The sequence below is a fragment of the Chitinophaga jiangningensis genome (assembly GCF_900142605.1).
Lineage (GTDB): Bacteria > Bacteroidota > Bacteroidia > Chitinophagales > Chitinophagaceae > Chitinophaga > Chitinophaga jiangningensis.
In genome coordinates, this window is sequence record NZ_FRBL01000004.1 from 452,943 (window position 1) to 474,841 (window position 21,899).

Genomic DNA, 21,899 nt, shown 5'->3' on the forward strand with positions numbered 1-21,899 from the left:
TATGCTTTTAACCGTCAATAATCTCTCAGTTTCCTTTGGTGGTGTACATGCTCTCAACCTGGATCATTTCAGCGTAGGCGAAAAAGAACTGAGAGTCATCATTGGCCCCAATGGGGCCGGAAAATCCACCCTGCTCGATATTATCTGTGGTAAAACCAGGGCAGATTCGGGAGAAGTAACCTTCAAAGGGAAACAGATATTAGGGAAAAATGAAGTAACCATCGCTGAAATGGGCATTGGCAGAAAATTTCAGAAACCAAGCATATTTCCTGAACTGACTGTATACGATAACCTGCTCCTGGCTGTAAAAACGAAGAAGGATATTTTTTCTACTTTATTCTTTAGGGTCACGCCAGCCATTGCAGACAGGATACATAGTGTAGCCATGCGTCTGCAACTGAATGGCGTGATGTATAAACTGGCCGGCGCCCTCGCACACGGACAAAAACAATGGTTGGAAATTGCTATCGTGATGCTGCAGGACCCCACGCTTATGCTGATAGATGAACCAGCTGCAGGCATGTCGGATGAAGAAACTGAAAAAACAGGCGGGCTGTTACTCGAACTGGCAAAAACACATAGCATCATCGTTATTGAACATGATATGAAATTCATTGAACAGATAGCTAATAACCTCGTTACCGTGCTGGTAAGAGGTAAAAGACTCATGGAAGGAACTTTTGATGAAGTAAAGAATGATCAGAGAGTTATAGACTGCTATTTAGGAAGATCAAACGCACAACTGGAAACATTATGAACCACGCTTATACTGCACCCATTTTATCCGTAAACCAGCTGGTAGCAGCATACGGACAAAGCACCATTCTCAGAGGCACCACCCTTTCCATGCAGAAAGGAGCTATTACCACTGTAATGGGAAGAAATGGAGTGGGCAAAACCACTTTATTAAAAACCATCATGGGATTATTACCTGTGCAGGAAGGTACCATCACTTTCAACAACCAGGATATCACTAAAATCCCTTCCCATAAAAAAGCTAAAATTGGTATCGCCTATGTGCCTCAGGGCAGGGAAATTATTCCCAAATTAAGTGTTTATGAAAACCTGCAACTGGGACTCATCGCTCATGCCGATAAAAATGCGAAATTACCAGAGGAGGAAATCTATCACCTGTTCCCTATACTGAAAGATTTCAGAAAAAGAGCTGGTGGTAACCTCAGTGGTGGTCAACAGCAACAACTGGCCATAGCCCGTGCCCTGGTTAGCAATCCAACACTCCTATTACTGGATGAACCTACGGAAGGCATACAACCTTCTATTGCCCAGGAAATTGGTAGTATATTGCAAAAACTTGTGAAAGAGAAAGGACTTTCTGTACTATTAGTTGAACAAAAAATAGATTTCGCCACACAGGTTACTGACCATTACTATTTTATGGACAGAGGGAAGATGGTGATGGATGGCGGGGCTGAAGAACTAAACCACAAAGCCCTGGAAAAATATATTTCCGTATAATCACCTGGTTTAGCAACTATAAAAATCTGGATCTTGCCGGGAATACCGGCAAGATCCTTCCTGCATTAAAAAGGTTCTCATATTATGCATCCTGTTTCTGAAGATCGAAGCGTTTTTAAAATATTTACTATTCTCTATGCTGTTGCACTTACCACAATAGCCCTGCTTTCTGTTTTCAGTCAGATCAAAATCCAGCAGGCACTCAATCACCAGATGGATGATTCACATGTCATCAACTTTGCAGCACGCTTACGCACCTATAGCCAGACACTCAGCAAACTTGCACTGTTGCTGGAATCAGGACGTGATATTGAAGACAATAGAAAAGAGTTTATCAATACGCTTAAGCAATGGCAAAAATCGCATGAAGGCCTTCAGGAAGGCAGCCACTTTTTAAACCTCCCTGCCAATGACCAGGATGAATTGCGACAAATGTTTGAAATCATCAAAACCCCGCACCAGGAAATCTGGGATGCTGCCAGCAAAATGATTACCGTTTTGCAGAAAGACAGTTCCTTCAATCCTGCCCATATCAGACCTTATGTACAAACCATCTTATCCTATGAAAAGTCTTATCTGCTGGGCATGGAACTCATTGTTTTCGACTACGACAGATTCAGCAAAGAACGTATACGCAGCCTCAAGGAAATCGAATACCTGGTTCTCGGTCTGGTACTCTGCACCCTGATGGTGGAAGCAGCAGTCATCTTCTATCCACTCTCCACCCGGATAAGAAAAATCATCCGTGGGCTTGTAGCTGCACAGGAAAGAGCACAGCGACTTACCGAACAGATACATCTGGCCAACCAGGAAAAGCTATTAAGACAGGAAACAGAACAGCGAATACGCTCCTACTCAATCATCAACGGAGAAGAAAAAGAACGCAAACGAATCGCCACCGAAATACATGATGGCATTGGTCAGATGCTGACCAGCCTTCGCATGAAACTGGAACAAATCGAAGACAGAACCAACCAGCATGATCCGGAAATTGCACTGGTCAACAAGATGATGAAAAGCATCATCACCGAAACCAGGCGAATCTGCGCCGACCTGCTGCCCAGCGTTCTGGAAGATTTCGGCCTTAAAGCCGCTATAGAAGAATTAATTAAGTCGTGTAAACTTACCTCTCCTGGTGTTACATTCTTACTGGAAGACACCCTCACCGGCGGCCCCCTACCCAGAGAAGTGGAAATAGGAGTATTCCGTATATTGCAGGAAGCACTGAACAATGCCATGAAACATGCTGCTGCTGATACTATTGAAGTAGAGATAGATGGCGGTGCAGGTGCATTGGAATTAATAGTGAGAGACAATGGCCGAGGTTTTCATTTTGATAGTCGACAGCTCTTTTCCAAAGAACAGGCGAAGAAATCGAATGGCATCAGAAATATGAAAGAAAGAGCAGAACTACTGGGAGGCAGTTTACTGATAACTGCTGCTCCCGGAACCGGAACAATCATACACTTGGAATTAACTTATTAGCAATGAAAAAAATCAATGTCTTTTTAGTGGATGACCACGAGATATTCAGAAACGGTTTACAGCAACTGATCAACAGCGAACCCGACATGGAAGTAATAGGTGAAGCCAGTAGCGGAGAAGATGCATTACTACAGCTGGAATCCCTGGATGCAGATGTAATCATGATGGATATACGCATGCCGGAGTTAAATGGCCTCGAAACCAGTTCCAGAATTCTTGCAAAGAACCCTAAAAGGCGTATCCTTTTCTTCAGCCTCTTTGATGAACCAGATTATGTAGCCGCAGCGCTGGAAATGGGCGCCAGCGGATATATACTGAAAGATACCAGCAATAAAATATTTCTCAATGCAATCAGAACAATTTACCAGGGCAAATACTATTTTATAGGTGAGGTAAGTGATATCATTGTAAAAAAATATCTGGATGCCAGACATAATAACGGCAATGCTCCTATGCAGGAAATTTCGCTTTCGCGAAGAGAGGAACAAATACTCCGGATGATCAACAGAGGAAAGAATAATAAAGATATTGCTGAGTCGCTGCAGCTAAGCATCAGGACTGTCGAAACCCACAGAATGAATATACTAAGGAAGTTTCAGGTGAATAGTATCGAAGAAGCGATTGAATACTGTAAGACGAATACACTATGGAAGGAGCTTTAACAGTAGGACATCGTTTTTGATTACGACTCCCGGTATTGATGCAAAGAAAAGCTTGTCCTCACACAGGGAGTAATTGCATGAGGACAAGCTGAATGCTTAATACCCTGGATTCTGCTCCAAATTAGTATTAATGGACCGCTCATTATTGTTTATCGGCAAATACTTCGACTTCTCCGTATAGCCGTTGGCAAATTTCGTTTCAATGAGGCTACCATCAGCACCTCTTACTTCCAGCGGATAAATATTCTTTCCGATTCCCCAGCGCCTTACATCATCCCAGTACAACCCTTCCAGGGCAAATTCAATCCGCCGCTCATGGCGCAATTGCTTCAGCGCTTCCGGCTGCGACAGGCTAATTGGCAACGCGGTAATTTTCACATCTGTGCGGGAGGTGCGGATCTGATTGATCAGTTGCATTGCCTGTGGTATATCCGTACCTTTCTGTATCAACGCTTCTGCCTTCGACAGCAGCACGTCCGCATAACGATAAACGATATAGTTCAGCGGTTCCTGGCCAGCCACCACCTGTTGTGTTTCGATGGTGTATTTACGAATACTGAAACCTACTTTCTGGCCCGTGTGATTTTTAATCTGATCAGGATATAACTGGCCCTGGAAGTAAGCCCCGGGGCGCAGGATGGTGAAATCCAGCCTCGGATCACGGTTTACATATGGATTCGCTTTATCCACCGGGGAACCGTCAATTGTTTCATAGGCATCTACCAGGTTTTGAATAGGCGCCACAGAGTTAGAGCCATCTATACCATACTTCATATTCTGCGGTTGCCAGTGACGGTCAAAATAACTACCCTGCTCAAATGGACCATCCATATACTGTACGTCAAAAATCACTTCCGCATTATTTTCGTTTGCCAGTTGGAAAAGTCCCTTATAACTTGGGAAAAGACTGTATTTCCCCAGGCCATCAATCAACCCGGTATATTCCAGCACCTTGTCCCAATTGGCGGTATATAGGTAAGCGCGCAATTTCATCGCGTAAGCTGCCCCCAGTGATGCCCGGCCTGCTACCGGCGCATCTTTGGGCAATGCCTTGATCGCCTCATCATAATCACTATGCACCTGCGCCCAGGTTTCTTCTTCGGTATTACGTTTCAGCTGCCGTGCCTCATCCGCAGTAATGGTTTTGGTGAAAACCGGTACACCACCATAGGTATTGGCCAGCAGTGCATAAAACACGCCACGCAGGAAATAAACCTCCCCTGCCATCTGCGCTTTCTTTGCATCATCGATAGGTACCTTGCCGATATTTTCCAGGAAAGTGTTAGCGCGATTAATCCCGGTATAACATTGCTTCCATCGATCAATCACGATACCGCCATCATTGGCGGATATACTTCCGTTACCTACCTGTTGTTCCATACCTTCCCAGTGGGCCCACTGATAGGCATTCGGTGAACAGGCATCAAAGCCCCCGCCGTAGCCATAAACACCGGATTCATGCAACACATTGTACACCCCATACAGTGCCAGTAAAGCATCTGATTCTGACTGCCAGAAATTCCCCGTTGTAATCCTGTCGTCCGGCTGCTTGTCCAGGAATGATTTGGAACAACCACTAAAACATATAAGCGCTGCCGTTAGTATAGCTATAATCTTTCTCATTGTTTTTACTTTTTAGAGTTGCAGGTTGATACCAAAAGTAGCGATGACCGGTGTTGGGTAAACTCCACCACCGTTGTCAAACGTATTCTGCTCCGGATCAAATCCTATGTACCCTTTGGAGGTGAAGGAAGGCAAATTTTGTACGTTGGCATACACACTGGCGCTCTTGAAGTGTATGGCGTGCAGCCATGCTTCAGGAAGCTGGTACAATAACTGGATATTTTTGATTTTCAGGTAACTCATGTTCTGCACCCAGAAGGAGGATTCATAGCGGTTCCAGGTGTCGTTCACCCTGATACGGGGCAAAGTATTGCTATGATTTTCCGGCGTCCAGGCGCCGCGCCAGCGCGTCAGCAACGAACCTCCGGAAATACCCAGCGGCTGCGTCCAGGCGCTTTGATTATAGCCATTTACACCGGCCATTCCCTGTGTTACTACGTTCAGGCTCCAGCGTTTGTAATTTACATTGAGCGTTAAACCGTATGTCCAGGTAGGCAGTGTATTGCCGAGCGCCTGTTTATCGTTGAAATCCAGCTTGCCGTCTCCGTTTACATCTTCATACTTTATATCTCCTGCTTTGGGCGTATAGCCGTTAGCGTGCATATAATCAGATGCTTCCTTGTCGGATTGAAAAATACCGTCGAACTTAAAGCCATACAACATTTTATAAGGTTGGCCTTCACGGATCAGCCACAGCTGATCCGGTGCATCTTTCCGGAAACGTGTAACCATATTTTTAATATGGGATACGTTAGCGCCGATGCTGTAACTGATACCGGATTTATATTCCGGCGACCGATAGTTTACTGACAACTCAAAACCCTTGTTATTCATCTGGCCAATATTCTGGATGGGAGCACTTACATCTCCCATAGTAGCAGAAATAGGTAGCTGCACCAGGATATCATTGGTATTTTTGTTGAAATAGTCCAGCTCAAATGAAAGGGCGTTATCAAACAATCCCACATCGAGACCTATATCCGTACTGGTGGTGGTTTCCCAGCTGATATTGGGATCTACCAGGTTTACAATAGCTGCCCCGGGTGCTAATTGCCCGCCAACGGTATAACTGGTGCTGTTTGACTGCGTGAGTGCCGCTATATAAGGATAGTCATTATTGATGTTCTGGTTACCCAGCTGCCCCCACGAAGCACGCAGTTTCAGCTGGCTGATAGCGGCTATATTGCGGATAAACCCTTCTTTCTCCATCGCCCAGCCAACAGATACGGAGGGAAAATATCCCCAGCGGTTTCCTTCCCGGAAACGGGAAGATGCATCCGCACGAAGGTTACCTTCTACCAGATATTTTTCACGATAATTATAATTGATACGGCCAAAATACCCCAGGTTGCTCCATTCCGTAGTATTACCGCTGGCAATTACATTGGAGGTACCAGCATCCACTTCATTGAGGCCTGATTTCGGCGGATTAGATTTTTGCGCCGTCATCTTTTTCAGCTGGTAAGACTCTGACTGCATCCCGATGATGGCACCGATATTATGCACCTGGCTAATGGTTTTCGTATAGTTGAGGGTGTTATAGTATACCCAATAAAACTCTTCATTATTCCCCCTGTACGGCGATATCTGGGTAGGGTAATCCAGCACTTTATCCTGCTGGCCCGCTGCCGTATACACGTAGTTCATTTGATTATACCTGTCCTGGCGATTGTTGTTGGACTGCCCCGTGAACATGGTTTTAAAGGTCAGGTCCTTCGTGATATTAGCCGTCGCATTCAGCGTGGCCCGGAAGAAATTGTTCATGTATTGCGACCTGCCATTATACAGATCAGGCAGGGGATTACGTGAGTCCACGATAGGCGAGCCATTGGGTTTCAACGCCTGCGTAGCGCCAAAGCGGCCATCAGACGTGTACGGCGCAATGAACGGATAAGCGCCATTGGACATGATATAGTAAACACGTGAGATGCCGTCGTAGGGACTATTAGTTTCCTTACGGGTAATTTGTACGCGGCCACCAATTTCTAACCAGTCCTTTACTTTGTTATTCAGTGAAAAGTTAATACCATAGCGTTTGCTGTCTGTTTGTTTGATGATACCATCCTGTGACAGATAGTTAGCAGAGAGATAATAGTTTTGTTTGGCAGAGCCTCCTCTTACGGAAACATTATGTTCTGTGATAGGTGCAGTACGATATATCTCTTTGTAGAAGTCCGTATTGGGATACAGGTAAGGATCGTTATTGTTTGAAAAATCATCGATCACCTGCTGTGGAAAAATAGGATCACCACCGTTGTTGGCAACAGCCTGGTTCCAGGCCTTCATTAACTCCACACTATTGGTAACGCGGTCATATTTACGGCCCAGCTGCTGAAAGCCATAGTAGCCGTTATAAGAGAGGGTCGGGTCGCTATTGTAACTACCCTTTTTGGTGGTGACCAATACTACACCATTCGCCGCGCGGGAGCCGTAGATGGCAGAAGAGGCCGCATCTTTCAGAATGGTAATACTGGCGATATCGGCAGGGTTTAGCTCTGCCATCCGGCCTTCTACCCCGTCGATGAGCACCAGTGGATCGGTGTTATTGAGGGTACCGTACCCGCGTACACGAATAGTGGCACCATCGCTACCCGGAGAACCGGAGTTCTGGCTTACAAACACACCGGAAACTTTTCCCGCCAGTGCCTGGCTGGGATTGGTGATAGGTCGGTTTTCCAGCGCCTTGTCATAAGTAACGGTAGCTACAGCGCCCGTGAGGTTAGCACGTTTCTGCGTGCCATAGCCGACTACTACCACTTCGGAGAGCTTATCCTGCGATACTTTCATGACGATTGCCAGCGTTTCGCCTGATTTCACTTCTACTTCCGTTGTTTGAAAACCGATAGAAGATAATACCAGCACATCGCCTACTGCAGCTTTTATGGCGAAGTGACCATTCACATCGGTGGTGGTAACAGCAGTACCGTTTTTGTTCTTTACAGTCGTCCCGATTACAGGTTCTCCATTTTCTGTTTTTACGTTTCCGGACACTGGTACCTGGGAAGGTGACTGCCGGAGGTTTTCCTGCACCGGCAATTCCTTCTCCCTGATAGCAATTACTTTATCATTCACCTCATAAGCCAGTGGTTCATTCTTAAGTATTTTATCGAGGATAGACAACATTTCCTCGTTCACTGTTTTGATAGTAACCGGCTTTGCTTTGCGGAGTAATTCGTGTTTGTACCAAAATGCATAGCCTGATTTTTCTTCCATCGTTTTGAATACGCTTTCAAGCGGCTGGTTGGTAATATCCAGACTTAGGCGCACATGCAGCTGTTTGGCAAAGGTCAAACTACAGGATAGCATCAGGCTGAAGAGCAAGAGCATAGGCTTCCCGGCTTGCAACAGGCGTGCAAGCGATCTTTTAAAAAATGATCTCATTCTTTAGATTTTAAATTGGTAAAATGGGTAACAGGCAGTAACAGCCTAAAAAATCATGGTTTTAGTTTATTCAATAAAGATTTTTTTGCCTACAGTATGAAACCTTGCTCCATTGGCTTTGAGCCCGCTTAAAATGGCCGACAACTTCATGCCGCGGTGAATTTTTACATGGAAGGTGCCCTGGTCAGTAGCGCCGTCTGCTTCTATCTCCACATCGTACCAGCGGGATACCTGCCGGAAAACTTCCACGATAGAAGCATCGTTGAATTGCAGGTAACCTTTTTGCCATGCCATTACCAATTCCAGATCTGGTTGTGTCACTTTCAGTTTGCCGGCAGCGTTTACGCTGGCTTGTTCACCGGGTCTGATCCGTCTATTTTCATTATTCACTTTTACATGAACGCTTCCTTCCAGTAAGGTTGTTTTTATGCCTGATTCATCCTCATAAGCATTCACATTAAAGTGCGTACCTAATACTTCCACTTTTACAGCGCCGGCCTGTACGGTAAATGGCTGACGTTTACCGGCAATCATTTGCTTAGCTACTTCAAAATAGGCCTCTCCGGTAATGGTTACCTGTCGCGCTGCCACTACACCAACGGGAAAGCGGATGGTAGACATGGCATTTACCCACACTTTACTTCCATCTGCCAATACTACCTTATAGTGTGCTGCTTTAGGCACACTAATTTTATGAAATGAATTTTTCCGTTCATCTGTTGCTGTATATACAATTTCATCGGATGCCGTTTTGGTAATACGTGTGTTACCATCCGCCACTACTGCATTTACCGGCACAGCGTCCAGTGCTATTCTCCTGTTATCTGACAGGTATAACCATGCTTTTTCATTGTCGGCATATGGGTTATCTGCCAGTATTTTATTTTTTTGGGGAGATGTTTGCGTACGCTTATCCTGGAAGTACCATAACAGGGATGTGATCAGCAGACCTACCGTTATGGCAGCTGCTGCCCGGCGCAGGTAGGTTAATCTGCGTACATGCGTGCGGGTTACCGGCTCATCCGGTAATTCCAGTCTGTTTAGCAGCATCGTTTTTGCCTCCTCCCTCAATATGATGGCATCGGGAGATTGCTCGTCTTTAAACAAAGGTTCATCTCCATCATTTTCATGAAGCCAATCCTCTACCTGCTGTATTTCTTCCATGGTCGCAGTACCATCCAGGTACCGCTCCAACACCGCCATATTTAACGCTTTGCCCAAAGAAATTCCTGTTTATTGTTACTGCGGATATATAGTATTAAACGAGCGAAAAAAAGATAACCGCTATTGCATTTCAATATTTTTTTCATTTATTTTGTTTACCACGCATTCATCAAATGAAGGAGTCCTTTGCAAACGCTACCGACAGTGAACTTTTCCAGCTGATAACAGCTGGGAATTTGAAGGCGTTTGAGTTCATTTATGACAAATACTTTATCAGCCTGTTGAATATTGCCTACAAACGCATGGGCAACAGAGAAGATGCGCTGGAAGTGGTGCAGGATGTATTTGTCCGCCTCTACAATAACAGGAATCGTATCGAACATACGTCGCACCTGCTGGCGTATATGCATACCTTATTAAAGAATGGAATGATTGATCGTTACCGGCAGAAGCTGGTACAGGAAAAACAACAACATGTAATCCGGGAATTAATGCAGGGGGAACCGGCGGTACAAAACAATATCAGTATCGATAGCAAGCAACTCGAAGAACGCATCCACCGGGTAGTGAACAACCTGCCGGATAAATGCAGAGAAGCTTTTTTACTGAGCCGGCTGCAATTGCTTTCGCACCAGGCGATCGCAGACCGTATGAATATTTCGGTCAGTACGGTGGAGAAGCATATCGTTAAGGCACTGCATACACTACGGAAGCAGCTGGGCATAAGCTGGTTGTTTTAGCAAGATTCGGGTTTCCCTCTACATGGACTCCACGTAGTTTTGTGACAACAAATAATTCAGTATGCACATTCAGTCACATCCATCCATCCTATATTTCGGCACTCCCGTAATGCTAATCAGCACTACCAATGAAAATGGCACATTTAATCTTGCTCCCAGTTCCTCCGTATTCTGGCTAGGTTGGCGGTGTATGGTAGGTTTGGCCGCCTCCTCAAAAACAACGCAAAACCTGCTGCGCGAAAAAGAATGTGTCATCAATCTCCCTTCGGTTGACCAGGCTGATGCCGTCAATAAACTGGCCAGAACCACCGGTAGCAATCCAGTACCAGCGGCTAAAGTATCGAGAGGATATTTCTATGAACCCGATAAATTTGAAAGGGCTGGCCTTACACCGGTAAAGTCAGCAACGGTTAAACCGCCATCGGTGCTGGAATGCCCCGTGCAACTGGAAGCGGTAGTAGAAGGTATTCACGAGCTGGCAGCTCATGACGAAGCTATGCGTGGAAAAATCATTGTTTTTGAAATGCGCATACAGCAGGTACACCTGGAAGAAAGCATATTAATGAGCGGAAAAACCGATCATGTTGACCCGGACAAATGGCGGCCGCTTATTATGAGCTTCCAGGAATTTTATGGACTGGGGAGCAAGGCAGGAGCATCTACCTTGGCACAAATCCCGGAATCTTCTTACCGAACAGTTGATTACACAAGAGCACTGGCGCGTAAATAAATATTTACACATTCATCGTATATTTAATTTCTAAATCCAACTCCCCCCATGGGTATCATTTTGTTGCCCGGTCATTACTTCGGCACTGAACGCCAGTCCAGCGACAACGCGTCCTGCAAGATAAACATCACCACTTATCAGCAGGATGAAGTTATCCATGAGCACTATCATGAAAATGCCTACGTTAGTTTACTCATTAACGGCCGTTACAACGAAGTACATAAAAAAGGGGATAACATTATTCAGCCTGGGGAAATTCTGTTCCGGCCTTCCGGTTATTCACATGCCAATCACTTCCATGGCACCGGCAGATGCCTGAATATTGAATTCAAGCAGGAATGGATGGAGCAGCTGGATTTCCGGCCAGGCTTACCTCAATCCGTAGCCATATTTAAAAATGGCAGCTTTGAAGAAATGTACCGGTTGTTATATTCCTTCCTGGCGGACGCCCATTCACACATGCCGGAAGAGTATATCATCAGCTGGCTGGGCAATTATGCTACCACCCCGGTGCCGCAGCGATTGCAATGGCTGCCGAAGGTGAAAGCTATTCTCGAAAATGAGTTCGAGGGTCACCATACTATTCAGTCCCTCGCACAGCGTGTATTCACCCATCCCATTTACCTGGCAAGGGCTTTTAAGGAACGTGTAGGCATGACCGTGGGTGAGTACCAGTTACGTATGCGGTTACGTAAAGCTACTATGCTACTGTTTACCAGCAGCATGGCCATAAACGACATCGCCTTTGCCTGCGGCTTTACGGACGCCCCACACCTGATCCGCTCCTTCCGGGTTTTCTATCATGTAACACCCAGAAAATACCGGCAGCTGCTAAATAGTTAATCCGGTACAATTTTTTGCGTGTCCAATCCTATTACTTTGTAAAAAAAAGACAATGCGTTTGCTGATCATAATATTTTGCTTTTTAGTCCCTGTGCAGCTTTTCTCCCAACATCAGCTGAACTACCAACTTCATTTGCAGGTTAATCCGGAAACCAAACGATTTACAGTAGAAGGAAATGCCGCTTTTATTACAGATGCCACCATGGCCGACTCCCTGGATATCCGCCTTGCAAAGGTGGAACAGCTCAGCCGGCTGCAACTCGAAGGCGGCGAAGGAAGGCTGGATTCCAGCAACCGCAAAAGCGGGGATGTGATTTACCGCTGGCATTTCAGCAAACCATTGGCCACTGGGACGCCTATACGGCTTTCCTTCGCCTATGAGCGGGGAAGCTCCCCGGCCTTCCAGTACTACCTGGACTCCGGCTTTTGCTGGGCGAGCGGCTATGGCTCCGCATGGTATCCACAGTTGCAGGAGCTGGCTACTGACGGCTCTACCAATACGGTACGTTCCACGGGTTCCATTACCATCACTACCCCTGCACCCATGATGCCGGTGATGGCTTCAGCTAATATTACCACGGCTGGCAACAGCTATACCTATCAGTACTCCCAGCCGGACATCCTTTCAGTATACATCGGAAAATACACCAGGGAGGAAATTAAAGGACCCAGAAACTTTTACACTTACCGTTTGAGTAAAGAGGTAGATGGCAAAGACATATGCCAGAAAGCCGCATCGGTACTGGACTTCCTGAGCACGCAATTCGGACCGCTCGCTATTCCCAACTTCTCCATTATCGAGTATCCTGATGCGGTAGCAGAGCGTTTGGGCATTGGTGGCGCCAGCATCTTCGGGGGTGTGGTGATGCCAACTGCTGCTTTACAAAAATTCAACTATGCTTTATTTGGCCATGAAATAGGCCACCAGTGGTGGGGAAATAAGATCAGGGCTAAAGGAGAAAAAGGGAAAGCCATACTCACAGAAGCCATGGCACAATATGGCTCCCTGCAGGTGGTAATGCAGTTCGACCCCGTCCGCGCCCGTGATTACCGGATGACAGGCTATCCTGGCTACCTCAAAGACCAAAGCGGCATAGGGTACCTGAAAAATGCAGCGGCGGGAAATGATGAGCCACTGGTAGCATTGTCCGGCGCCAACGATCATATTCTGGCAGACAGCAAAGGTTTCATGGCCCTGGAGTTCCTTTCCAACACGGTGGGCAAGCAGGCATTTCACCAGGCGCTGCGTACCATCGGAGAGCGATATGCCACCACCGGACTCACCTGGGAAGATTTTGTAAATGAAGTGAATAAAGCCAGTGGCAAGCCGGTAGACTGGGTATTCCAACAATGGTTCGAACGTACCGGCGCACCATCCTGGGAAAGTCAATGGCAACAGCAGCAAAACCAGCTGCACCTCACCATCCAACAACCTGACAGTTTGTATAACCTCGCGCTGGAAGTACTGATCACTTACGAAAACGGTAAAACCAGCAGCCAGCAAATCAGCCTCCGGGAACGCGACGCCTCCTTTCTGCTGCCGGTAGCCGGAAAGGTAACCGCCGTAGCAATAGACCCTGCCTTCAAAGTGCTGCACTGGGACGCCGCGCTGAAACCCAATGCTATAGCACAGGCAAAAGTGGTGCGTGTACTCAACCTGCGCATGGCCGGTAAAAACAATGAAGCATTTGCACTGGCGAAAACCTATGTGGAAGACAGTACTACGGAAGATTTGTATGGCGTAAAATACGCCCTGTTAAACCATATGGGCCGTATCGCCGCTTTACAAAACAGACCGGCGGAAGCCTTACAGTATTACCAGCAATCATTACAATGTGCCACTAAGGTTCCGGAGCAACTGGCATATACTTACTACCGGATCGCGCAGCTAGCGGCCTCTACAGGCGATTCCGTTTTACTGCACTCGGCCGCAGAAAATGCAGTGGCTGCCGATAAATTGAACAATGGCGCCGATGGCATGGAAATCAAAGTCCGACAATGGAAATGATAAGGCATATAACAAAGGAGGATGTCAATCATATGACATCCTCCTTCTTATTTTAGTTTCCTTTTCCAAAATCCGGCGCTAATTTATCATACCAGATACGCTGTGAACTCAGTGTTGGCAAATCCTGCGCATTCGGCGTAAAGCCCTGTTGCTGCATCGCAGTATTCCAGTTTGCGCGGTTTACTTCTCCCGGGTCCGTAAGCCAGAAACGGCGTGGAATCAGCTCATTAAAAGTTTCCCTTGCATAATACGTGGAGTTATTTTTTGGATACCCTGTTCTTCTGCAAAAAACATACGCTTCATTGGGTTGGCGATACATTCCCAGGAACTGCTGTATATAAATTCTTTCCAGGTTATTGATACCATTAAATTTCACATCAGGCTGATTTAAATAAGCATTGATTTCCGTAAGTCCGGTACCGGTATAAGCCACGGTAGAACCGGCAGCAATGGCAATCTGATTCATTGTTTGAATGGAAGATGTAATTCCTTTCTTGTACCAATCTTCTGCGGAACCTTTAGTATCTACTCCCCCTGCATATCCCTTTTGTATAAACTCTGCAATGTAAAAGCAGGTTTCAGCGTAGGTAACCGGTACATCCATAAAGTTGCCGGTGGCCTGGTTTAGTTTGGGAGAGAAGAATTTGCGGTTAATCGGCGAAATCAAATTATACTTCGTATACGGACTAACGATAAAACCATTGCTAATATAACCTGCCACGGTAGGGTTGGTTGTCCAGTCGGCCGGGCCACCCTGGAACTGTATCAGCGGATCAGCAGGATTAATGAAGGCTGGCAATGTTACATTATACTTTGCCAGCGTATCCTTATAGGCTCCCACCAGGTCGTTAGGCTCAAAGTAAACCGGCAACCGCGGATCATTGCTCTTTTTCATGAAAGCCATGATGGAAGTAGTAGCATAGCGGCGGCTGCGGTAATCAATATCCGCGCCACTACCAAACGGGGTATATTCAGTTTTAACAAACTTTACCTGCGCATCGTCCGCATTAATCGGCCCAGTTGCATCTTTCATTACTTCCTGGAATACTGCCTGGCATTTAGCCTTGTCGGCATTTTCCAACCTGGCGGCTATACGAAGCTTCAGGGTATTGGCCAGCTTCACCCACTTTACCCAGTCGCCCTGGTAATAGATATCATTGGCGCCATAGCTCACCTGGGTGGGGAGGGTATTATCGGATAGTACCTTTATTGCGTTATCCAGCTGCGACAACCAATTATTCATCAGCGCCTGCTGTTCATCGTATACCGGGCTATACTTTGCATCATAACGTCCCTGGATCGCTTGTGAGTAAGGGATTGACCCATTCATGTCCGTTACTTTCAAACCGTGCAGTACCTGCAATACATAGGTGACCTGCGCAATTTTCTGGTACTCGTTCTTATTGGCCATGGCATCTACCTGCCTCCTGATTTCATAGAGATTTGGCAAAATTTGCAGGTAATAGTTATTGTAACGTGTGTTAACGTTGTTGGTAATTTCATAGGGGCTGGATGTGACATGCTGCGTGAAGCGCATCAGCTGTTCCATACTTTCCCAGACCCATTCGGTGCCCTGGTATGTCACGATCTTATCTTCCACGTAACTCAGCAGAAATTTCACATCCGGTTTGGAAACCAGGCTGGGGTTAGTATTGATGTCCCCGAAGTTTTTTGTACAGGCGTTACTACCCAGTATAGCCAGTAGCAAGGCAGCTTTTATATATTGAGGAATAGTCTTTTTCATGAGCGATTGTTTTTGTGTTTACCAAAGATGCGTCGTTAGAAACCTACTCTGATTGTACCTGCAATGGAGCGAACCATCGGCAAAAATCCTTCTTCACCGGAGAAGGCCGTATTGTTGGAGTTATTGGATGCCGGGTTATAATTGTAGGGCAGTGAATTATAGAGGTATAACAGGTCGCGGCCTACGATACCCACACTCAGGTTGTTTAGCATCAGCTTTTTGCAAAAGGCCGGTGAAAGCTGGTACGACAGGGATACCTGTCTGAGCGATATCCAGGAATTCTTTTTGATCCAGTAATCGGCAACGCCGGTGGAGGAAGAACCATAACGGTAGTAGAATTGCGGTGCATGCGTAGGTTCCACATATCCTTTTTCATACGCCTGTTGATAGGTTAGGCCACCTACATCTACCTGTGTACCATCAGGCATGGTTACCTTTTGTCCTTTTGCAAATACGCCATCAGGAATCAGGCCATCATCATAGGTTTGATTGTCGTACTTGCTGGTCCAGGTGATGCCACCATGTTCAGCATCTCTGCCGGCCAGCGTGTTAGGCAGCACACCGGTATGTGTACCGTAACGGTAGGTGAGCAGTACGAAATCGCCACCGATTTTTGCATCCAGTAATACGTTCAGCGAAAGGCCTTTATAGCGGAAAGTGTTATTCCATCCCGCGCGGAATTTAGCGTTGATATCACCTACATCCTGGAGGGTATTGCTTCGGGCAGGAAATCCGGCGCGTGCATCTGAACGCCAGGCCAGCTCTATCTTCCCGTTGTTTGGATCAGCAACAGGGTTGCCATTGGCATCTGTGGCCTGGTATTTTTTGGATTGAATGGTAGTGCGAAGGGTACCATAGGATTTGCCTACAATCGCCCAGGTACTGATCTCCCCTATGTTCGCCTTCAGGTCATACTCTGTTCTGCCGGGATAGAGCGATTTGATGAGATTGCGGTTAAATGAATAGTTGACGCTCGTATTCCATTCGAAATTTGTAGTCTTAACAGGAATCGCGTCTATCATCAATTCCAGCCCTCTGTTCTGGATGTTACCCGCGTTGATGATAATACCTTCCAGGCCTGTTTCCGGCGGAGTGCCGATGTCCAGTATCTGGTCTTTGGTGTTATCCTGGTAAACGGAGAAGTCAAATCCTAAGCGGCTTTTGAAAAAGCGCATTTCCAGGCCTAGTTCTTTGGCAATTTTACGCTGAGGTTTCAGGCCTGGTACGATGGCGATGAACTTACCCGTCAGTGGATCAGGGTAGCGGCTGTAGGTGGATATAGGCAGATCCTGCCCGTTCGACATCGTATAGCCGTTGAATGCAAAGCCGGGATTGATGGTAAATGGGTCCGTATCACTACCCAGGCCGGCGATATTCCCTCTCAGCTTACCGAAGGTGATCCATTCCGGCATCTTAAAGGTTTCGCTAAACAGCCAGGAGGCGCTGACAGCCGGGTAAGCATAAAAGTTGTTACCGGTGCCATTGGTATAGGTGAGTGCGGACGACCAGTCACCGCGGAAAGTCCCCTGCAGGAACAATTGATTTCTCCACGACAGATCCACGCTGGCATAAATGGAGTTAAACGCTTTTTTGCTTTTCAAGCCTCCTTCTGCTTTAGGCTTTTCTACAGAGTTGGCGAGGAAGTAGTTGCCTGGATAGCTGAGACCGCCCACCGTTTCGCTGTAGTTGTAAGTGGTTTGCATGCGCTGGGTTTCCCCACCGATGTAACCGCTGAGGTCAAGGTCTTTGGTGAGTGTTTTATTGATCATCATCATCCATTTTAGGAAGTAACTTTCTTTGCTGGTATGCCCCAGTCCGTAGAGGCCGCCCGAAAAGTTTTGTCCCTGTCCCAGTTCTTTATTTTCGTTGCGGGTATACAGGTTGTTGACGTTTCCTTCCATCACCATTTTAGCCCATGGGGTGAGGGTAGCGGTGAGGGCTACACGACCACGGATAGTTTGTTCGTTCTGGAGGTATTCATTTTCGAAGAGATTGAACCAGAACCGGGATTCAGGTACCTTGTTGGGTTCATTAGGATCGGCCGGGTTGGGGGTGCCGCCGAAAATGCTGGTGTACTTATCCTGCTGCATCCAGTATTTGGTATCATAATTACGTGGCAGCAGCCAGGTAAATAATTTACCGAAGTTATAGGAGGCGAAGGCGTCAAGGCCACCTAATCGGGGCGGATTTTTTCCGCTAAAATCGGTGTAATTGGCACTTACATCCGCGCTCAGGTATTTGTTAATCGTGTGTGTAACACGGGCTTCTATACTGTTTTTAAGCAGGCTGTTGTTCCTCACTACTCCTTCGCTGGAATTACGGCTGTACGAAACGCGGAAGGTGGAGCGGTCGTTACCACCGTCGATGGCCACGTTGGTAGCGGAGCCTTTCCCGGTCTGGAAGGCATCGAGGAAGTTATTGGGCTGTGCTACATAGCGGGTGGTGGTGCCATCGTAGTTGATTACCTCCTGTCCGTTTAAGCGGGGTCCCCAGTTTTCCAGTTCCCTGCCGATGCCACGGTCAATGTAGGGTTTGCCAGTAGCCGGGTCGATGGGAAATACTTTAGTGCGCCAGTTATCCGTAGGCAGGTAGTTGGGGTCGCGGTTATCCGTGAAGAAGGCACCTACCGTGCCACCTCCGAATTCATTTTGAAAATCGGGTCCGGCGTAAGGTTTAAACACATTGAAGGTCTGGCTAACGTTGACGCCTAAACCCTTTCTTTCCTTCCCTTTTTTGGTGGTAATGAGGATAACGCCGTTGATGGCGCGGGATCCGTATAATGCGGCGGCGGAGGAACCTTTGAGCACGGTAACGGTTTCAAAGTCTTCCATGTTCAGGTTTTTAAGGTCGTTACCAAAATCGCGGCCGGTACCATTGAAGGTACCATCATCCATGATCACCCCGTCTATAACGAAGATGGGCTGGTTGTTGTTGCCGAGGGTGGAGTTACCACGGATGACGATTTTGGTGCTGCCGAAGAGGCCACCGGCCCCCTGGTCGATTTGCACACCGGCTACTTTACCCTGAAGGGCGTTTACCGGATTTACTTCGTTGGTGGTAGCCAGTTCGGCGCCTTTGATTTCGGTGGCCGCGAAGCCGAGGCTCTTTTTAGCTTTTGATACACCGAGGGCGGTTACCAATACTTCACCCAGTTGTTTGTTGTCGTCCACCATAGTTACGTTAATAGTGGATTGTGCGTTTACGGGAATTTCCTGGCGAATAAAGCCAATAGCGTTGAAAACAAGTGTGCCGTTGCTTGCGGCGGTAATGGTATAGGCGCCTTGTCCGTCTGTAATAGCGCCTGTTTTGGTGCCTTTGACCAACACGGTTACGCCGGGCAGTACTTCTCCTTTTGGGGAGGTGACTTTACCGGTGACTTTAATATTTTGTGCTGATAGGAGGTAGCTACAGCATAGGAAGAGGTATAAAAACAATACCCCGCGCTGGCAGCAGTAACGACATGTCCACATACGTTCTGGTTTTAAGGTTGATAAAAATGATTGCCTATAAATTGATTGATGTTTGCGTGCGATCGAATAATTGGTTGATTACAGGGATGTTGATAATGGCTGACTAAAACGATTTATGTGATGAATTGTTCAACTAAATATAATTAATTTATAGTTTATAAAGCTGATAGATCATTCACCTAGGAGGTGAATGATCATAAGAAAATAAAAAAAGGCTGTACACCATTACGTACAGCCTTTTTACAGTATTAAAACCTCAGGAAGAACAGTTGCCGGCTACTCAAAGAAATCCAGTTCTGAAACCGCCACTGCTTTTCCTGCAGGGGCTATATCTGTTGCCTCCACGCGAATATATCGTGCGGCTGTGGGCTGTTTAAAATAGTGCGTTCTTGTACCGGGATCATTTACCAGGTTACCGAATTCAAACGCTTCGACAGTTTCCCAGTTTTTACCATCGGGACTTACTTTTATTTTGCCTTTAGCCATCATACCACCAGGGAAGCTGCGCTGCGGTGTGTAAGCGAATCCCTTCAGGATGTGCTCCGTACCGAGGTCAATGGTAAAAAATGGTGTAGCGCCGTCCGCGTTGGAGAGCCAGAAAGTCTTAGCATTGGCATCAAATGCCATCGTAGCAGGATGCCTGGGGTCAGATGGCGTGGCAGCTTCCAGTTTCCAGTTTTCCTTAACCAGTCCAAATCGCTGGCTACTTACCGGACCACTGCCTTTCTTATCAATAGCAATCGCTTTCACTTCGCCTCCGTCCAGTTTAAATGCGCCGGTGTATTCGCGGGATTGTGGGCCGGGAAGCGAGCCGTCCGTAGTATAGAAAATACGGTAGGCGCCGCCGATATTTTTAGTTGCATTTTCGCCGTGCGGTTTCCAGTTAAATGCCGGCTGGAAAGCATCAATACTTACCATTCCGTTCAGGCTCCTTTCCAGCTGCAACTGTGGTGGGCGTGATGGGTAGTAATGCGCCGTGATATTACTGATAGCGGGTATGTCACGGGATTCCAACACCCGTACCCGGAATTTATCTGCAGTTACTTCAGGGAATCTCAAAATGCGTTTGTAGCCGATATTAGTTGCGTTGGCAATTTCCTTCCACTGGTTATCCACCCATATATCCAGGGCATGTTTTTCAACACGTTCCCCATGGGTGGCAATAGCCTCCTGCAGCACCAACCGGTTGATCGTGACTGGTGATGCAGTGGAAATAACTATCTCCCCTACACCTGGTTTTAACAGCATGTAACTATCCGGACTGTTATCCAGTACCTCTCCGGGACCTTTTGCGTGGCTAAACAAATTATGGGCATACGTTTCCTTTATCCGCTTGCCTACTTCTTTCAGGCAGTTTACATCTGCCAGGGAGAATTTACCTTCTCTGTTGGGAGGAATGTTCAGCAGGAAGGTAGAGTTACCGCCAACAGAGCGCTCATAAATATCAAATACATCGTCCGCACTTCGTACCTGCTGGAAATTGTCGTCCCGGTAAAACCAGCCTTCCCGGATAGAGGTATTGGTTTCTGCCTGCTGATAGTGGAGAAACTGGCCTTTGTACAAGTCTTCCCTGCTGCCCAGTGACTCCTGTGTGAGATCCCCGAAGTTATTGAGGCCGGCGGGATCCTGTTGATAAGGAATCACATTCCATTCCGTATGTCTGGTTCGGCCAGATTCGTTGCCACACCAGCGAATATCCTCTTTTCCAAATATCACTGCTTTAGGGGCAAGGGTATGAATGAGGTTGCGCCAATCAGCATACCGGTACTTTTGTCCGCCTTTGGTTTTTGGATGTGCACCATCAAACCACACTTCATGAATAGGTCCATATTCCGTCAGCAATTCGAATAACTGGTTCATGAAGTACTCGTTATAGTCATCTGCTTCTACTTTAAAAGTGGTTTTGTTGGCAAACGGACGGCCGGGAACCTGGCGGGGAATGGTTCGGTTCGTATAGGCGCTGCCGTTACCATACAGCCCCTGCTCGTTTTCTATCTGGAAGAGGTCAGCCGGTGACAGGTATACCCCTACTTTCAATCCATATTTTTTACAGGAAGCTACCAGGTCTTTCAGAACATCACCTTTTCCATTCTTATAAGGAGTAGACATAATACCATGCTGTGTATACCGGCTCTGCCAGAGTACAAAACCATCATGATGCTTAACAGTGAGGATGACCATTTTGATGCCGGCAGCTTTCATGGCTTCACACCATTGATCGGTATGCAATTCCTTGAGGTCAAAAATTTCCGGATCTTCTTTACCGTTACCCCATTCCATCCTGGTGAAAGTATTCGGACCAAAATGTATAAATGCAATGAATTCATTTTTCATTGCCTGGTATTGGTTAGGTGTTGGCACCACATGAGCAGCTTTCAGGAGGATGTCCTCATGGGTATCACCTGCTACAATAGGATAAGTATTTTTAACGGGTAATTCTGTTTTTTGCTGTGCATGAACGGATAGATACAACATACAACACACCAGGGAAAAAAATTTGTTCACGTTCTGTTTGATTTAGGTGATGAGTCAGCCTTGAAGGCTGCAAGATATTTATAGCTGTATAAAATTAA

General features: G+C 46.7%; 14 protein-coding genes. 8 read left to right on the plus strand and 6 right to left on the minus strand.

What is annotated here, in order from left to right; genetic code table 11:
* Position 1: 1 nt before the first annotated feature.
* The 4 genes from urtD to BUB18_RS12105 all read left to right on the plus strand — a co-directional run bounded on the left by urtD (position 2) and on the right by BUB18_RS12105 (position 3,623).
* Complete coding sequence (urtD, locus tag BUB18_RS12090; protein ID WP_073081074.1) at positions 2–757, plus strand: urea ABC transporter ATP-binding protein UrtD; 756 nt, start codon at positions 2–4, stop codon at positions 755–757.
* Positions 754–1,476, plus strand: a complete 723-nt coding sequence (gene urtE, locus BUB18_RS12095) for an urea ABC transporter ATP-binding subunit UrtE (RefSeq protein WP_143159919.1) — start codon at positions 754–756, stop codon at positions 1,474–1,476. The genes urtD and urtE overlap by 4 nt, the downstream gene beginning before the upstream one ends.
* Positions 1,477–1,560: 84 nt before the next feature.
* Complete coding sequence (locus BUB18_RS12100) at positions 1,561–2,961, plus strand: ATP-binding protein (protein ID WP_073081076.1); 1,401 nt, start codon at positions 1,561–1,563, stop codon at positions 2,959–2,961.
* 2 nt (positions 2,962–2,963) lie between these two features.
* Entirely contained in the window at positions 2,964–3,623 is a 660-nt protein-coding gene (locus BUB18_RS12105) for a response regulator transcription factor (RefSeq protein WP_073081078.1), read from the plus strand.
* Between the two features lie 96 nt (positions 3,624–3,719).
* Here BUB18_RS12105 and BUB18_RS12110 read toward each other — a convergent pair whose 3' ends face one another.
* From BUB18_RS12110 to BUB18_RS12120, 3 genes are all read right to left on the minus strand, one after another.
* On the minus strand, positions 3,720–5,246 hold the full coding sequence (locus BUB18_RS12110) for a RagB/SusD family nutrient uptake outer membrane protein (RefSeq protein ID WP_073081080.1): 1,527 nt from the start codon (positions 5,244–5,246) through the stop codon (positions 3,720–3,722).
* Positions 5,247–5,258: 12 nt separating this feature from the next.
* Entirely contained in the window at positions 5,259–8,627 is a 3,369-nt protein-coding gene (locus tag BUB18_RS12115) for a SusC/RagA family TonB-linked outer membrane protein (protein WP_073081082.1), read from the minus strand.
* A 66-nt stretch (positions 8,628–8,693) separates the two neighbouring features.
* Positions 8,694–9,848, minus strand: a complete 1,155-nt coding sequence (locus tag BUB18_RS12120; protein WP_143159920.1) for a FecR family protein — start codon at positions 9,846–9,848, stop codon at positions 8,694–8,696.
* A 116-nt stretch (positions 9,849–9,964) separates the two neighbouring features.
* Here BUB18_RS12120 and BUB18_RS12125 point away from each other — a divergent pair, with 116 nt between their 5' ends.
* The 4 genes from BUB18_RS12125 (at position 9,965) to BUB18_RS12140 (ending at position 14,112) form a co-directional block, all read left to right on the plus strand.
* A complete protein-coding gene (locus BUB18_RS12125) occupies positions 9,965–10,531 on the plus strand; it encodes an RNA polymerase sigma-70 factor (protein ID WP_073081086.1) in 567 nt (188 codons plus the stop codon).
* 61 nt (positions 10,532–10,592) lie between these two features.
* Complete coding sequence (locus BUB18_RS12130; protein WP_073081089.1) at positions 10,593–11,261, plus strand: flavin reductase family protein; 669 nt, start codon at positions 10,593–10,595, stop codon at positions 11,259–11,261.
* Between the two features lie 48 nt (positions 11,262–11,309).
* On the plus strand, positions 11,310–12,104 hold the full coding sequence (locus tag BUB18_RS12135; RefSeq protein ID WP_073081091.1) for a helix-turn-helix transcriptional regulator: 795 nt from the start codon (positions 11,310–11,312) through the stop codon (positions 12,102–12,104).
* A gap of 52 nt (positions 12,105–12,156) precedes the next feature.
* The gene (locus BUB18_RS12140) at positions 12,157–14,112 is read left to right on the plus strand and encodes a M1 family aminopeptidase (RefSeq protein WP_073081093.1); all 1,956 of its coding nucleotides are present in this window, start codon (positions 12,157–12,159) and stop codon (positions 14,110–14,112) included.
* 52 nt (positions 14,113–14,164) lie between these two features.
* On the opposite strand, the gene BUB18_RS12145 is transcribed toward BUB18_RS12140, so the two are convergent.
* From BUB18_RS12145 to BUB18_RS12155, 3 genes are all read right to left on the minus strand, one after another.
* On the minus strand, positions 14,165–15,856 hold the full coding sequence (locus BUB18_RS12145) for a SusD/RagB family nutrient-binding outer membrane lipoprotein (protein WP_143159921.1): 1,692 nt from the start codon (positions 15,854–15,856) through the stop codon (positions 14,165–14,167).
* Positions 15,857–15,891: 35 nt separating this feature from the next.
* Positions 15,892–19,326, minus strand: a complete 3,435-nt coding sequence (locus BUB18_RS12150) for a SusC/RagA family TonB-linked outer membrane protein (RefSeq protein WP_073081095.1) — start codon at positions 19,324–19,326, stop codon at positions 15,892–15,894.
* A 276-nt stretch (positions 19,327–19,602) separates the two neighbouring features.
* Complete coding sequence (locus BUB18_RS12155) at positions 19,603–21,831, minus strand: alpha-L-fucosidase (protein WP_245805657.1); 2,229 nt, start codon at positions 21,829–21,831, stop codon at positions 19,603–19,605.
* Positions 21,832–21,899: the final 68 nt, after the last annotated feature.